Below are 14,776 nucleotides of genomic sequence, written 5' to 3'. Positions count from 1 at the left end.
ATTTGCAATTATTAGTTTCATAAATCGGACGAATTATGGATCGCATCACTGCCGCTGAAGTTTTTGTCGCCATTGTCGAGAGCGGCAGCATGATTGCCGCCGCTGAGGCGCTGGATATGTCGCGCGCCATGGTGACGCGCTATCTGGCGCAGATGGAGCAGTGGGCGGGGGCGCGTCTACTGCACCGCACCACGCGCAGACTCAGCCTGACCGATGCGGGCGAGCGCACGTTGGAACGCTGCCGGCAGATGTTGGCGGTCGCCGGGGAGATCGATCTGGTCGAGGCGGAAGCCAATGTGGAGTTACGCGGTTTGCTGCGCATCACCTGCTCGCAGTCGCTGGGGCAAACCACGCTGGCGGCGGCGGTGACGCACTACCTGCGGCGCTATCCCCAGGTGGCGGTGGATTTGCAGATGAACAACCGCGCGGTCAACCTGGTGGAGGAACGCATCGATTTGGCGCTGCGCATCACCAATGAACTCGATCCGAATCTGATTGCCCGACCGTTATCGCGCTGCGCTTCGGTGGTCTGCGCGACGCCCGACTATCTGGCGGCGCATGGGACGCCGCGTCAGCCGCAGGATCTGGCGCTGCATAACTGCCTGACATACTCCTATTTTGGCAAAAGCCTGTGGCATTTTGAGCATCAGGGCGTGAAGTCGGCGGTGGCGGTCAGCGGCAACCTGAGCGCCAACGAGTCGGTGGTGCTGCTGGCCGCTACCCTGAAGGGGGCCGGTATTTCATTGCAGCCTTACTACTCCGCGGCGCCGCTGCTGGCCAGCGGCGAGCTGGTGGAGTTGATGCCGGAGTACCAGCCGCAGTCGATGGGGATTTATGGTATCTACACCTCGCGTCGCCAGCTGCCGGCAACCCTGCGCACCATGCTGGATTTTCTGGTGGAGTGGTTTGCCAGCGATGAAAAGTGGTTGGCGACGCTACGTAAGTAGCGTATGAGGACAGGTAACATATCGTCACAGTTTTCATCGTCAGGCCATTCAAGCGCTTAGCGTCGGAATGACGGCTTTTTATACGCGCCGGACAACCTGCGCTGGTTTTCCGGTTGGCCGGCGTGTTATTCCTATCTCGTGTAAATGGCTATTTATTCTTAATAATTATAAGGTTATATCCTTTATTTAGCCCGATTTCACACCTCCATCACCCTAATTACGGGCGACCATTCCGGTCGGCCCGCGTTTGTTGTTGTTTGTCTCTGGTCCGCGGCGTCAGACGCCGGGACGCTTTAAGATTGGGAGCGTAATACATGCCTGTTTCTTTGTTGGCGCTGGCACTCAGTGCATTCGCCATCGGCACTACCGAGTTTGTCATTATGGGGTTGTTGCCCGACGTGGCGGGCGATCTGCAGGTTTCCATCCCCTCTGCGGGATGGTTAATCAGCGGCTATGCCCTCGGCGTGGCGATCGGCGCGCCGATTATGGCGCTGCTGACCGCGCGCCTGCCGCGTAAAAAAACGCTGTTGCTGCTGATGGCGATTTTTATTGTCGGCAACGTGATGTGCGCATTGGGCTATAGCTACGGCTTCCTGATGCTGGCGCGCATTATCACCGCCCTGTGTCACGGCGCTTTCTTTGGTATCGGTGCGGTGGTGGCCGCCAATCTGGTGGCCCCTAATCGTCGGGCTTCCGCAGTGGCGCTGATGTTTACCGGCCTGACGCTGGCTAACGTGCTGGGCGTGCCGCTGGGCACCGCGCTGGGGCAGGCGCTGGGATGGCGTTCCACCTTCTGGGCGGTGGCGCTGATTGGCGTTGCGGCGCTGCTGGCGCTGTACAGTAAATTGCCGACGGTCAGCGATGAGGCGCCGACCGAGCTGAAAAAAGAGCTGGCGGCGTTGCGCGGCGCCGGCGTCTGGCTGTCTCTGCTGATGACGGTGGCCTTTGCGGCGTCGATGTTTGCCCTGTTTACCTATATTGCGCCGCTGCTGACCGAGGTGACCGGCGTATCGCCGCAGGGCGTCAGCTGGACCCTGCTGCTGATGGGCGTCGGCCTGACGCTGGGCAATATTCTGGGCGGCCGGCTGGCGGACTGGCGGCTGGGCGTGACGCTGGCGGGGATCTTTCTGGCGATTGCGCTGTTTGCCGCGTTATTCAGCTGGACCAGCGGCGCGCTGATCCCGGCGGAGATTACACTGTTCCTGTGGGCCGCTGCGTCGTTCGCCGCGGTGCCGGCGCTGCAGATCAATGTGGTGACCTACGGTAAGAAAGCGCCGAACCTGATCTCTACCCTGAATATCGCCGCCTTTAACCTGGGTAATGCGCTGGGCGCCTGGTTGGGCGGCCTGGTGATTGCCCGGGGGCTGGGGCTGACGGCGGTGCCGCTGGCGGCTGCGGCGATGGCGCTGGCGGGGTTGCTGCTGTGCCTAATTACCTTTGGCCGGGCGCGTCGCCGGGCTGCCGGGCAGTAAGCGCCGCCAGACGGGCGGGGAAAGACGCCGCCTGTTGGTGTAAATGATCGATAAAAGCGCTGACCAGCGTGGAAGAAGGGCGGTGCAGCGGCCGGATCAGGCTGATGGTGAACGGCACCTCGATGCTGAACGGTCGCAGTTCCACGCCGCCGGCGGCGGCATAGTCCAGCGCGGTCAGCGGATTGACGATGGAGAGGCCGATGCCGGCCTGCACCATGGCGCAGACCGAAGCCGCGCTGTGGGTCTCCATCACCATGCGTCGGTTAACCTGCTGCTCGCTGAACAGCGCGTCCAGCAGCTGCCGGTAACTGTCGGTATTCGACAGGCTGATAAAATTCTCGCCGCCGAAGTCCTGCGGCGTGAGTTGGTCATTGGCCAGCAGCGGATGCCCGCTCGGCAGCACGCAGACCTCATTCAGCGTCATCAGCGGAATGCGCTCCGTGCCGGCCGGCGTCAGCGTATTCTCGGTCAGCCCCAGATCGTGGCGCTGCGCCGACAGCCACTCTTCCAGCAGCGGCGATTCCTGCGGCACCACGCTGAAGCTGACTTCCGGGTAGCGATCGAGAAACGGTCTGCATACCGCTGGCAACAGCGACTGTGAAAATACCGGCAGGCAGGCGATGGAAAGCTGCGCCTGGTGAAACTGGCGAATGCCGTCCGCCGCGGTCTTAATGCGTTCCAGGCCGTAATAGGAGCGCTGCACCTCTTCAAACAGCCGTAATCCCTCCACGGTCGCCACCAGGCGACCCCTGATCCGATCAAACAGCCGCAACTGTACCTGCTTTTCAAAGCGCGCCAGCTCACGGCTGACGGTGGGCTGTGAGGTATGCAGCAGCGCGGCCGCTTCGGTGAGGTTGCCGGTGGTCATCACCGCATGGAAGATTTCAATTTGGCGCAGACTAATGGCGGACATGGCTTCTCCGGCGCGGGCTGAGACATAAAGCCATATCATAAATGAATAGACTTACGCTAAATAGATATTTTTCTCCCGCCCCGGCTTGCGGCACAATGGCGTCAACAGAATGCATCATTATTTGGGAATTGCCGCCATGCCACGCGCTTTACATGACACCTCCACTGCATTGAACGCCGCCAATTTACTCACGCTGCCGGCCCGCTTCGGCTGCCCGGTTTGGGCCTACGATGCGCAGATCGTCCGTGAACGTATCGCACAGCTGCGTCACTTTGACGTGATCCGCTTCGCCCAGAAGGCCTGTTCGAATATTCATATTCTGCGCCTGATGCGCGAGCAGGGCGTCCGGGTGGATTCCGTATCGCTGGGAGAAATTGAGCGTGCGCTGCATGCCGGCTATCAGCCGGGTGGTGAAGAGATTGTCTTTACTGCCGACGTGCTGGATCAGGCGACGCTGGCGCGCGTCTGCGAGCTGAAAGTTCCGGTAAATGCCGGTTCTATCGATATGCTGGAGCAGTTGGGGCAGCACGGCGACGGGCATCCGGTGTGGCTGCGCATCAACCCGGGCTTTGGTCATGGGCACAGCCAGAAAACCAATACCGGTGGTGAAAACAGCAAGCACGGCATTTGGTATGCCGATTTGCCGCAGGCGGTGGAAGTGATTCAACGCCATGGCCTGAAGCTGCTGGGCGTACATATGCATATTGGCTCAGGCGTGGATTATCAGCATCTGGAGCGGGTATGCGATGCCATGGTGCAGCAGGTGATTGCGCTGGGGATGGATATTGGGGCGATTTCCGCCGGCGGCGGCCTGTCGATTCCGTATCAGGCCGGCGAAGAGGCGATCGATACCGAACACTATTTTGGCCTGTGGAACAGCGCGCGCGAGCGCATTGCCGCCCACCTGGGGCACCCGGTCAAACTGGAGATCGAGCCGGGGCGCTTCCTGATGGCCGAGGCGGGCGTGCTGGTAGCGGAAGTGCGCGCGGTGAAAGATATGGGCAGCCGTCACTTTGTGTTGGTCGACGCCGGTTTTAACGACCTGATGCGCCCGGCAATGTACGGCAGCTATCACCATATTTCGCTGCTGCCTGCCGACGGACGCGCTACCGATGCTCAACCGCTGCGCGATACGGTGATTGCCGGGCCGCTGTGCGAATCCGGCGATGTGTTTACCCAGCAGGCGGGCGGCGGGGTGGAAACCCGGGCATTGCCGCCGGTGCAGGTGGGCGACTATCTGGTGTTCCACGACACCGGCGCTTACGGTTCCTCCATGTCCTCCAACTACAACAGCCGGCCGCTGCTGCCGGAGGTCCTGTTTGATCGGGGTGAGGCGCGGCTGATTCGTCGCCGGCAGACCATTGAAGAGCTGATCGCGCTGGAACAGGTATAACGCAGGCGCAGGCGCCCGCTAGCCGGCATAGGGACCGGGCGCCACCGACTCACGCAGCCTCAGTTCGCCGGTAAACGGCGTCAAAGGTTGTACCTCTTCGCCGTTAAGCAGCCGGAACGCCTGGGCGATAGCGGCTTCAATCATCATATCGATCGGCAGATAGACGGTAGAGAGCGCCGGCTGCAGATAGGCGGCGCTAGGTTCGTCATCGAAACCAAAAATAGATACGTCCTGCGGCAGACGTTTGCCGGCCTGGCACAGCGCCTTCATGGCGCCGATCGCCATGTCGTCATTGCTGGCGAACAGCGCGCTGAAATCGACGCGGGCATTCAGCAGCGTTTGGCAGCCGTGATACCCGCTGGGTACGCTGCTGTCGCCGTGCGCCACCCGCGCCGCGTCAAAAGCAATCTGATGGTGCTCCAGCGCCTGCCGATAACCCGCCAGCCGCGCCTGAGCGGTCGGCGTGGCGATCGGGCCGGTAATACAGGCTATTTCCCGGTGTCCCTGCGCAATCAGATAGGTAACCGCATCGAACGCCGCCTGCTGCTGTTCGAAGAACACGCAGCGCTCGCGCGCCAGAGGCAGATCGCGGTTGATCACCATCACCGGCACCGGCAGGCGCTCAAACAGCGCCATCAGCGCTGCTTCATCGGTAAAACGGGTGTAGAGAATAATGGCGTCGCAGCGGCGGTCGGCCAGCAGTTGTACCGCCTGCAGCTCATCCTCCGGCGTATCGTGTCCGTCGGTCACCACCAAATGTTTGCCGCTGGCTTCGATCAGTTTGGCGGCCTGACGCAGCAGCCGGCCGAAATAGGGGCCGTCGAAATTGGACACCACCAGGCCGATGCTGTTGGAACTTTTGTTAGCCAGCGACTGGGCGAGAAAGTTCGGCCGGTAGCCCAACTCATCCATCGCTTTGAACACCGCATCCCGCGTGCTCTTTTTCACCTGTCCGGTGCCATTTAACACGCGCGATACCGTGGCTTTCGACACGCCCGCGCGAATGGATACATCCAACATGGTGATCATGACCGGCTAACCTCTGTCTGCAAACGTCCGCTGTGGAAATGCTGGCAGTCTAGCATAGCGGCAGCCCAAGGGCAGCGCGCGACATCATGCCGGATTGGCGAACACTTCCTGACGCAGCAGCACGATCTCCTGCGCCAGATCGTGGCACAGCATGGCGGTCATCAAATGATCCTGTGCGTGCACCATGATCAGATTCACCGGGATCTTGCCCGCGCCTTCATCCAGGCCGATCAATTGCGTCTGTACGGCGTGCGCCGCGCGGGAGGCGGCTTGTGATGCCGCCAGCGCCTCCTCCGCCTGCTGCCACTGCCGCTGACGGGCCGCCTGAATTGCCGTCATGGCGTGAGATCGCGCTTCACCCGCATTGATCAATAATTCCATTACCGTCTGCTCCAGATCTATGCTCATTCTATGTCCACCGGTATGCCAAAATTGGTTTTTTCATCATATTGGAATTCCAATATTGACTTGTGAGAGTGCGATCACAGAAAAATAATCCAGTTAACCTATTTTTTGGTATGCCAAATCGCGAGAGACGCGGTACGCGAATCGGTCATCTGATCAAGCACAACACAATAGGGGCGTGTCATGTCATTTCGGGACCGGCTTATAGACTCTCTGGGAGCCTTTGCCAATAAATTCAATAGTTACAGATATATAATGGCTATCAAGGCATCGTTTATTACGCTGATGCCGGTAATTATCGTCGGCGCTTTTTCGGTGCTGATCTCGAATATGGTGATGGATCCCAAGAATGGTCTGGCGAGCTTCGCCATGTTCTCATTCCTGGCGGATCTGAAACCGATCATGAGCAGCATCAACTACGCCACGCTGAGTTTCCTCAATATCGGCGCGGTGTTTCTGATTGGCATAGAACTGGGCAAGATCAACGGCTCGCGATCGCTGTTTCCGGGGCTGCTGGCGGTGATCTGCTTTATCGCCGTCACGCCGACCAACGTCGAGCTGATGGTGAATGACCAGATGCAGATGGTGAAAGACGTGCTGGCCAAGCAGTTCTCCGATACCCGCAGTCTGTTCCTCGGTATGTTTATCGCCATTTTATCCGTGGAGATCTATTCCAAACTGGAAACGCTCGATCGCCTGAAGATCAAGATGCCGGAAAGCGTGCCGCCCAACGTCTCCGCCTCATTCTCGGCGCTGATCCCGGCGATCATCACCGTGGTGGCGATCGCCACGCTGGGGTTTGTCTTCCACCGCGTCAGCGGCATTTATCTGTATGACGCCGTCTATCAGGTAGTGCAGCGGCCGCTGGAGACGGTGGTGCAGAGCCTGCCGGGGATCCTGATCCTGATGTTTGTCGCCCAGCTGTTTTGGGTGATCGGCATCCATGGCAATCAGATGGTAAAACCGATCCGCGAGCCGCTGTTGCTGGGCGCCATCATGGTCAATATGACCGCCTTCGAGCAGGGGAAAGAGATCCCGAATATCATCACCATGCCGTTTTGGGACGTTTATATGAGCATCGGCGGTTCCGGCATTACGCTGGGCCTGCTGTTTGCGGTGATGATCGCTACCCGGCGCAAAGAGATGCGTGAAATCAGCAAGCTGTCGCTGGGGCCGAGCTTTTTCAATATCAATGAACCGGTGATCTTCGGCATGCCGATCATGCTGAATCCGATCCTGGCGATCCCCTTCATTATCACGCCGTTGATCACCGGCACTATCGGCTACTTCGCTACCAGCATCGGTTTTGCCGGCAAGGCGGTGGTGATGGTGCCGTGGACCACGCCGCCGATCATCAACGCCTGGCTGTCTACTGCCGGTTCGATGGGCGCGGTGGTAACCCAGCTGATCTGCATCGTGGTCGCCACGATTATCTATCTGCCGTTTGTCAAAGTCGCCGCCCGCCGCGCGGAACAGGCGGAGCAACCCGTTATTCAGAACGCATGAGGTGAGCAATGAGTCAGGTTTCAATGGAGATTCCCCAGGATTTTATTCTCGGCGCGGCGGCTTCCGCCTGGCAGACCGAGGGCTGGAGCGGCAAAAAACAGGGGCAGGATTCCTATCTCGATCTGTGGTACCAGCATGACCGTCACGTCTGGCATAACGGCTACGGCCCGGCGGTGGCGACGGACTTTATCAACCGCTACCGCGAAGACGTGGCGCTGATGAAGCAGAGCGGCGTCGGCCACTATCGCACCTCCATCAACTGGTCGCGCTTTCTGACCGACTATGAGCAGGGCGTGGTGGATGAAGAGTATGCGAGCTATATCGACGCGCTGCTCGATGAGATGAAGCAGCAGGGCATCGAGCCGATGCTGTGTCTGGAGCACTATGAGCTGCCGGGCTACCTGCTGGAAAAATATGACGGCTGGCGCTCCAAACGGGTGGTGGAGCTGTTCGTGCTGTACGCCCGGCGGGTGTTTGAGCGCTTCGGCGGCAAAGTCACACGCTGGTTTACCTTTAACGAACCGGTGGTGGTGCAGACGCGGGTCTATCTGGATGCGATCCGCTGGCCGTATGAGCAGAACACCAACACGTGGATGCAGTGGAACCACCATAAGAATCTGGCGACCGCCAAAGTGGTGCAATGCTTCCGCCAGATGGGCTGTGCCGGCAGCATCGGCGTGATCCTTAACCCGGAGGTCACCTACGCCCGCTCCGGCGCGCCGCATGACCAGCGCGCCGCCGAGCTGTACGATCTGTTCTACAACCGTGTGTTCCTCGACCCGGCGATTAAAGGCGAATATCCGGCGGAGCTGCTGACCCTGCTGCAGCAGCACGACGTCAGCGTTGACTGGACGGCGGAGGAGATGGCGACGATCCGCGATAACACCGTGGACGAGGTGGGCATCAATCTCTACTACCCGCACCGGGTCAAGGCGCCGAGTCGCGCATGGTGCAGCACCACGCCGTTTCATCCGGCGATGTATTACGAGCACTTTGAGTTGCCGGGGCGGCGGATGAACCGTTCGCGCGGCTGGGAGATCTATCCGCGCATCGTGTACGACATGGCGCTGCGCCTGCGCGATGAGTACGGCAACATTCCGTGGTTTATCTCGGAAAACGGCATGGGCATTGAGCAGGAAGAACGCTTCAAAAATGCCGAAGGGGAAATTCAGGACGATTACCGCATTGAATTTATCCGCGAGCATATTTACTGGGCGCTGAAGGCGCGCGAAGAGGGAGCCAACTGCCAGGGCTATATGCTGTGGGCCTTCACGGACAACGTGTCGCCGATGAACGCCTTTAAAAATCGTTATGGCCTGATAGAAATAGATTTGGACAACCAGCGCAACCGGCGGCAGAAAAAGTCGGCGCACTGGTTCCGCGCGCTGAGCGAGAGCCGCCGTCTGAGCTTCACCCTCGATGATGAAAACCGATAAGGAGTGACCGATGAAACGTATCGTACTGGCCTGCTCGGCGGGCATGTCCACCTCGCTGGTGGTGACCAAGATGGAAAAAGAGGCGCAGACGCGCGGGCTGGAGCTGAAGATTTACGCCATTCCCGAGCAGAACCTGCGTGATGAGCTGCAAAGTTACGGCGGCGATATTCTTGCGGTGCTGCTTGGCCCGCAGGTGCGCTTCAAGCTGACAGAAAATAAAAAGCTTACCGACGCGTATCAGATCCCGATTGCGGTGATCGATTCTGTGGCTTATGGCACGTTAAACGGCGCAAAAGTACTCGATCAGGCGCTGGGTTTGGTAGACTAATCTGATTGTGAACCTACACAGGCCAGATACCTCGCCGCCGGCGGGGTATGGCATGGACAGACGTTTTTCAGGGTGAAACGGTGGATAAAGTCGTGATTCCGCAGGAAAAAAAGCAGTATCAGGAAATTGGCCGAGACCTGCGGCAGAAAATTCAGCAGGGCCATTTCGCCATTGGCACGCGCCTGCCCCCGGAGCGCAATATTGCCGAAACCTACGGCGTCAGCCGTACTATCGTGCGTGAAGCGCTGTTAATGCTGGAGTTGGAAGGAACGGTGGATATCCGCCAGAGCTCCGGCGTTTATGTCATACGCATTCCCAATGAAAACGCGGAGGAAGAGGATCCTATCCTGCACGGCGAAGTCGGGCCGTTTGAAATGCTGCAGGCGCGTCAGCTGCTGGAAAGCAATATCGCCGCCTTTGCCGCCAAAATGGCCACCAAAACGGATATCGAAAATCTGCGCCGCACGCTGGAGCAGGAACAGCGCGCCATCGTCGCCAATGATGAAAGCGGCGACAACGACAAAATGTTCCATTTGCTGATTGCCGGCGCCACGCAGAACCAGATGCTGCTGGACACGGTAAAAAGCATCTGGCAGCGGCGGGAGGCCAGCCCGCTGTGGCAACAGCTGCACAGCCGCATCGCCACCAAAGGCTACCGGCTGAAATGGCTGGCGGACCACCAGAACATTTTGGCTGCGCTGCGCCGCCGCGACGTGATGGGGTCGTATCAGGCGATGTGGCAGCATATGGAAAACATCAAGGGCACGCTGATGGAGCTTTCCGACGTCGATGCGCCGGAATTTGACGGTTACCTGTTTGAGTCGGTGCCGATCTTCCAGGGCAAGCTGGTGTAATACGCGCTTAGCGCGTCTCTGACGCCTTGCCCTGGCTGGCGACGGAGTGGCGTCGCACCAGCGTCGGGCTGAACATATTGGTGATTTCCGGCAGTGGCTGGTTGTTGGCCAGCGCCAGCGCCAGTTCCGCCGCCTGCGTCGCCATGGCGACCACCGGGTAGTGGATGGTGGTCAGTCTGGGGCGCAGATAGCGTGAAATCAGCACGTCATCAAAGCCGATCAGCGACATCTGGCCCGGCACGTCGATGCTGTTATCGCTCAGCACCGACAGCGCTCCGGCGGCAACCGGGTCGTTATAACAGGTAACGGCGGTGAATTTTTTGCCGCGGCCGAGCAGTTCAGTCATTGCCTGCTCGCCGCCGATCTCATCCGGTTCGCCATAGGCGATCAGCTTCTCATCCACCGCAATGCCGTGTTCCTGTAGCGCGTCCAGATAGCCTTGCAGACGGTCGGCGGCGTCGGAAATCTGGTGGGTGGAGCAGATAATGGCGATGCGCTGATGGCCCTGCTGAATCAGATGACGCGTGGCCAGCCAGGCGCCGTAGCGATCGTCCAGCGCGACGCAGCGCTGCTCAAATCCCGGCAGCGTACGGTTGATCAACACCATGCCGGGGATCTGCCGCATCCAGCCGCTCAGCTCATCATCGGTCAGCTTTTTGGCATGCACCACCAGCGCAGCGCAGCGGTGACGCACCAGCTGTTCGATCGCCTGACGCTCTTTTTCCGCCTCATGGTAACCGTTGCCAATCAGCAGGAAATTATGCGTGGCATACGCCACCTGCTCGACGGCTTTCACCATGGTGCCGAAGAACGGGTCCGAGACGTCGGCCACCACCAGACCGAGGGTTTCGGTTGACTGCTGCGCCAGCGCGCGGGCATTGGCGTTCGGGTGATACTGCAGCTGTTCCATGGCGGCCAGCACCGCGTTACGCGAGGTTTCGCTGGCTTTGGGGGAATGGTTTATTACGCGAGACACCGTGGCTACGGAAACACCCGCCAGCCTGGCAACATCCTTTATCGTAGCCATATTTGCTTCAACTTATCCTAGGGTAATCGCTTACATTCCTCAGTCTTACGGAAAACCGCGCGGGCTGCAAGTTATTGCCCGCGTGTCTGTGGCGTCACCGGCAGATTTTGGTCGGCGAGCCGGCTTTTTTGCAGGTAAAAGTCAGTGCGTTAGCGAAAAGTATGGGTGAAGATGCCGCCTCGGGCGATTGCCGAGCCGGTAAAGCTGACTAAACGGTATGGTTATTCTGTCGCGATAAATAACGTTTTTATTGCTGCCAATAATATAAAAATATCGATATTAATAATTAATTCATTCTATTTGTTGATATATAAAAGTCGAAAACTCTCGGTCGTGTCATATTTATCATTATCTATTGCCCTTATACTGTATTTTAATTATTTGTTTATCAAGGAGAGAGTGATGAAAAAATCATTGGGGAAAGGAATATGTTTGCCATTATTTACCGCTGCGGCATCGATATTATTCGCCGCCACTTTTATGCCTGCCACTTCATTGGCCCAGAGTAAGTTTAACATGTCTGGTTTTTTACAGCAGAATCCTGACTTTAAGCCCGGCGCCGCCAACTGGTCAGCGCAAGAGTTGATGCCTGATATGTCCTCCTATGTTACAACCTACACAGACAATGGATTAATCTTGGTTAAACTCTCGCTGGAAAAGTATAGCAAGTTCGGTAATCATGCCGTTTTACATCAATGTGAAAGGATAGGGGATAAGTATATCCGCTGCGGTTTTTCTTATCAGCCGTATAGCGCCGGCTCTCGACCTGTTAGCTATAGAGTAACCTATATGCTGACTTCTCCTAGCTATTATCCGAATATATTAAGGTGTTCTGTCGATGGCTACTTTAATTACGGCTATCAGGAGTGCGTTACGAAAAATGACTGGCGCGGTTTATTAAATTGACGCCTCGCGGCGGGCTGTCCGGCCCGCCCTGTTGACCGCGTCAGGCCCGGCGCCGCGCTGAGGTGATTTGTTCTTGGGCGCAGCGCGGCGGCGGTGTTATTTTAGGGCCATCATTTGCTACCTGAGTACATCATGCCGATTAAACGTTATCCGCAACTTGCACACTGGGGGGCGTATACCGCCGTGGTGGAAGACGGGCGGCTGATTCGCTGCGAACCTTTCGCTAACGATCCGCACCCTTCGCCGATGCTGGACTCCATTGTTCCGATGACCTATTCGCCGACGCGCATCCGCAAGCCGGCGGTGCGGCGTTCATGGCTGCAAAAGCGTGAGGGCAGTGACCGCACGCTGCGCGGGCGCGAGGATTTCGTCGAGGTCGACTGGGACGTAGCGCTCGATCTGGTGGCGGAAGAGAACCGCCGGGTGCGCGATCGCTACGGCGCGTCGGGCCTGTTTTGCGGCTCCTACGGCTGGTCCTCCGCCGGGCGGCTGCATCACGCCAGCTCGCAGCTGCGTCGCTTTTATTTCGCCGGCGGCGGCGGCGTTGACCAGATGGGCAACTACAGCTGGGGGGCGGCGCAGTTCTTCCTGCCGTATGTGATCGGCAACTTTGCGCCGCTGACCGGGCAGGCGACCAGCTGGCCGAACGTGGTGGAGCACTGCGAACTCTTCCTGGCGTTCGGCGGTCTGGCGCTGAAAAATTCCCAGGCCTCCTTCGGCGGCGCGGCGGAACACTCGCTGAAGTCATGGCTGGAGAAGCTGGCGGCCAAGGGTACGCCGATCGTCAGTATCAGCCCGACGCGCGACGACACTCCGGCCTTTATCAATGCCGAATGGATCCCGATCCGCCCTAATACCGACGTGGCGCTGATGCTGGCGTTAGGCTATGAGATTCAGCGTAACGGCGCATTGGACAACGATTTTCTGTCCAGCCACTGCGTGGGTTACCCTCAGCTGGCGGATTATCTGTGCGGCGTGAGCGACGGCGTGGCCAAAACGCCGCAGTGGGCCAGCGCGATCACCGGCATTCCGGCCGCGCGGATTGTGCGTCTGGCGCAGCAGCTCAGCGGTGCCCGCAGCTTCCTCACCTGCTCCTATTCGGTACAGCGCGCCCACCGTGGCGAGCAGCCTTACTGGATGATGATCGCCCTGTCGGCGATGCTGGGGCAAATTGGTCTGCCGGGCGGTGGCTTCTCCTTCGGCTATGGCGCGATGAACGGCATGGGCAACCCGCGGCTGAACACGCCGGCCCCCAGCCTGCCGGTCGGCGATAATCCGGCCGGGCTGGCGATTCCGGTGGCGCGTATTTGCGACATGCTGCTGCAGCCGGGCGAACCCTATTCGTTTTGCGGTGAAACCCGGGAGTACCCGGATATTCACCTGGTGCACTGGGCCGGCGGCAACCCGTTCCATCATCACCAGCAGCTGAACCGGCTGGTGGCCGGTTGGCAAAAACCGGATACGGTGATTGTGCAGGACATCTGGTGGACTGCCGCAGCGAAAATGGCGGATATCGTGCTGCCGGCGACCAGCGCGCTGGAGCGTAATGATATTGGCGGCTCGGCGCGCGATCCCTACGTGCTGGCGATGCATCAGGCGATCGCGCCGCAGCATCAGGCGCGCAATGATTTTGATATTTTCGCCGATCTGGCGGATCGTCTTGGCTATCGCCAGCAATTTACCGAGGATCGCAACGAGCGGCAGTGGATTGAGCATATTTATCAGCGCTGCGGACAGGCGCAGATCCAGGCCGGCGTAGCATGGCCGGAGTTTGACGAGTTCTGGCAACGGGGCCATGTGAAGCTGCCGGCGCCGAAGCAGGACACGGTGTTTCTGGACGCATTCCGTGCCGATCCGCAGGCGCATGCGCTGCGAACGCCCAGCGGCAAAATCGAGTTGTTCAGTGAAAAAATCGCCGGCTATCGCTATGACGATTTCGCGCCGCATCCGCAGTGGCAGCCGCCGGTCGAGTGGCTGGGGGCTGAGTTGGCGAAGCAGTGGCCGCTGCATTTGATCACCGTTCAGCCGGCTGACCGTCTGCACAGCCAGCTGGATCCGTCGCCGCAGGCGCAGGCCAATAAAACGGCCGGACGCGAAACGCTGCTGATGCACCCGCATGATGCGGCGCCGCGCGCGCTTGCCGACGGCGCGCTGGTGAAGGTGGTCAATGGTCGCGGCGGCTGTCTGGCCGGGGTGCGGATCACGGACGGCGTGACGCCCGGCGTGGTGGTGATGGCGACCGGCGCTTGGTTCGATCCGGGCTTCGGCGCAGAGCGCCACGAACTGGAACAGGCCGGCAACCCTAATGTGCTGACGCTGGATATCGGTACCTCGCCGCTGACGCAGGGGCCTAACGCCATGAGCTGCCTGGTGGAGGTCTGCGCGCCATAGGCCGCACCGGGGAACGCTGAGATTTTATTGCGCTATTAATGAGGATAACCAGAAATTTACAGCTGGTTTCATTTCAAGCATAACTCTTGCGATTCCTCGGTAGTTTCTTAATCGGCACCTCTCTAAAGTAGGTAGTCCCAGAGGTATTGATTGGTGAGAAATCAACATA

The 14,776-nt window shown here is 59.0% G+C and carries 13 protein-coding genes; 9 read left to right on the top strand and 4 right to left on the bottom strand.

The features are described from left to right. Window positions 1-35: 35 nt before the first annotated feature. Window positions 36-947, top strand: coding sequence for a LysR family transcriptional regulator (locus TAN611_RS18500; RefSeq protein WP_105232354.1), 912 nt, complete (start codon window positions 36-38; stop codon window positions 945-947). A 314-nt stretch (window positions 948-1,261) separates the two neighbouring features. Continuing rightward, on the top strand, window positions 1,262-2,419 hold the full coding sequence (locus TAN611_RS18495) for an MFS transporter (protein WP_105232353.1): 1,158 nt from the start codon (window positions 1,262-1,264) through the stop codon (window positions 2,417-2,419). On the opposite strand, the gene TAN611_RS18490 is transcribed toward TAN611_RS18495, so the two are convergent. Beyond that, window positions 2,379-3,332 carry a LysR family transcriptional regulator gene (locus tag TAN611_RS18490; protein ID WP_203066842.1) on the bottom strand — a complete coding sequence of 318 codons (954 nt, stop codon included), beginning with the start codon at window positions 3,330-3,332 and terminating at the stop codon, window positions 2,379-2,381. The genes TAN611_RS18495 and TAN611_RS18490 overlap by 41 nt on opposite strands. Before the next feature lie 136 nt (window positions 3,333-3,468). On the opposite strand from TAN611_RS18490, the gene lysA reads away from it, so the two are divergent. Further along, a complete protein-coding gene (lysA, locus tag TAN611_RS18485) occupies window positions 3,469-4,725 on the top strand; it encodes a diaminopimelate decarboxylase (RefSeq protein WP_111738022.1) in 1,257 nt (418 codons plus the stop codon). A gap of 18 nt (window positions 4,726-4,743) precedes the next feature. On the opposite strand, the gene TAN611_RS18480 is transcribed toward lysA, so the two are convergent. Together TAN611_RS18480 and TAN611_RS18475 are read right to left on the bottom strand one after the other, a co-directional pair. Further along, window positions 4,744-5,754, bottom strand: coding sequence for a LacI family DNA-binding transcriptional regulator (locus TAN611_RS18480; protein WP_105232351.1), 1,011 nt, complete (start codon window positions 5,752-5,754; stop codon window positions 4,744-4,746). An 84-nt stretch (window positions 5,755-5,838) separates the two neighbouring features. Next, on the bottom strand, window positions 5,839-6,162 hold the full coding sequence (locus TAN611_RS18475) for a PTS lactose/cellobiose transporter subunit IIA (protein WP_105232350.1): 324 nt from the start codon (window positions 6,160-6,162) through the stop codon (window positions 5,839-5,841). 180 nt (window positions 6,163-6,342) lie between these two features. Between TAN611_RS18475 and TAN611_RS18470 the strand changes: the two genes are divergently transcribed. The 4 genes from TAN611_RS18470 to TAN611_RS18455 all read left to right on the top strand — a co-directional run bounded on the left by TAN611_RS18470 (window position 6,343) and on the right by TAN611_RS18455 (window position 10,283). Beyond that, entirely contained in the window at window positions 6,343-7,665 is a 1,323-nt protein-coding gene (locus TAN611_RS18470; protein ID WP_105232349.1) for a PTS sugar transporter subunit IIC, read from the top strand. An 8-nt stretch (window positions 7,666-7,673) separates the two neighbouring features. Then, complete coding sequence (locus TAN611_RS18465) at window positions 7,674-9,101, top strand: glycoside hydrolase family 1 protein (RefSeq protein ID WP_203066841.1); 1,428 nt, start codon at window positions 7,674-7,676, stop codon at window positions 9,099-9,101. Between the two features lie 10 nt (window positions 9,102-9,111). Continuing rightward, complete coding sequence (locus TAN611_RS18460) at window positions 9,112-9,429, top strand: PTS sugar transporter subunit IIB (protein WP_111736550.1); 318 nt, start codon at window positions 9,112-9,114, stop codon at window positions 9,427-9,429. A gap of 80 nt (window positions 9,430-9,509) precedes the next feature. Beyond that, on the top strand, window positions 9,510-10,283 hold the full coding sequence (locus tag TAN611_RS18455) for an FCD domain-containing protein (protein WP_105233497.1): 774 nt from the start codon (window positions 9,510-9,512) through the stop codon (window positions 10,281-10,283). A 7-nt stretch (window positions 10,284-10,290) separates the two neighbouring features. On the opposite strand, the gene galR is transcribed toward TAN611_RS18455, so the two are convergent. Beyond that, the gene (galR, locus tag TAN611_RS18450; RefSeq protein WP_197950972.1) at window positions 10,291-11,310 is read right to left on the bottom strand and encodes an HTH-type transcriptional regulator GalR; all 1,020 of its coding nucleotides are present in this window, start codon (window positions 11,308-11,310) and stop codon (window positions 10,291-10,293) included. Window positions 11,311-11,712: 402 nt separating this feature from the next. On the opposite strand from galR, the gene TAN611_RS18445 reads away from it, so the two are divergent. Beyond that, window positions 11,713-12,216 carry a hypothetical protein gene (locus tag TAN611_RS18445; RefSeq protein ID WP_187044202.1) on the top strand — a complete coding sequence of 168 codons (504 nt, stop codon included), beginning with the start codon at window positions 11,713-11,715 and terminating at the stop codon, window positions 12,214-12,216. A gap of 132 nt (window positions 12,217-12,348) precedes the next feature. Then, entirely contained in the window at window positions 12,349-14,607 is a 2,259-nt protein-coding gene (locus TAN611_RS18440; RefSeq protein ID WP_105232345.1) for a molybdopterin guanine dinucleotide-containing S/N-oxide reductase, read from the top strand. Window positions 14,608-14,776 lie beyond the last annotated feature (169 nt).

It is taken from the genome of Serratia sp. Tan611 (assembly GCF_905188235.1).
Lineage (GTDB): Bacteria > Pseudomonadota > Gammaproteobacteria > Enterobacterales > Enterobacteriaceae > Serratia_B > Serratia_B rhizosphaerae.
The sequence above is the reverse complement of the archived record's forward strand: the minus strand, read 5'-3'. Positions and strand labels throughout refer to the sequence as shown.

Coding starts and splice junctions, on each gene's coding strand:
- TAN611_RS18490 (WP_203066842.1), bottom strand. CDS start 3,332: ATGTCCGCCATTAGTCTGCGCCAAATTGAAATCTTCCATGCGGTGATG.
- TAN611_RS18445 (WP_187044202.1), top strand. CDS start 11,713: ATGAAAAAATCATTGGGGAAAGGAATATGTTTGCCATTATTTACCGCT.
- TAN611_RS18500 (WP_105232354.1), top strand. CDS start 36: ATGGATCGCATCACTGCCGCTGAAGTTTTTGTCGCCATTGTCGAGAGC.
- TAN611_RS18470 (WP_105232349.1), top strand. CDS start 6,343: ATGTCATTTCGGGACCGGCTTATAGACTCTCTGGGAGCCTTTGCCAAT.
- TAN611_RS18465 (WP_203066841.1), top strand. CDS start 7,674: ATGAGTCAGGTTTCAATGGAGATTCCCCAGGATTTTATTCTCGGCGCG.
- galR (WP_197950972.1), bottom strand. CDS start 11,310: ATGGCTACGATAAAGGATGTTGCCAGGCTGGCGGGTGTTTCCGTAGCC.
- TAN611_RS18495 (WP_105232353.1), top strand. CDS start 1,262: ATGCCTGTTTCTTTGTTGGCGCTGGCACTCAGTGCATTCGCCATCGGC.
- TAN611_RS18460 (WP_111736550.1), top strand. CDS start 9,112: ATGAAACGTATCGTACTGGCCTGCTCGGCGGGCATGTCCACCTCGCTG.
- lysA (WP_111738022.1), top strand. CDS start 3,469: ATGCCACGCGCTTTACATGACACCTCCACTGCATTGAACGCCGCCAAT.
- TAN611_RS18475 (WP_105232350.1), bottom strand. CDS start 6,162: ATGAGCATAGATCTGGAGCAGACGGTAATGGAATTATTGATCAATGCG.
- TAN611_RS18480 (WP_105232351.1), bottom strand. CDS start 5,754: ATGATCACCATGTTGGATGTATCCATTCGCGCGGGCGTGTCGAAAGCC.
- TAN611_RS18440 (WP_105232345.1), top strand. CDS start 12,349: ATGCCGATTAAACGTTATCCGCAACTTGCACACTGGGGGGCGTATACC.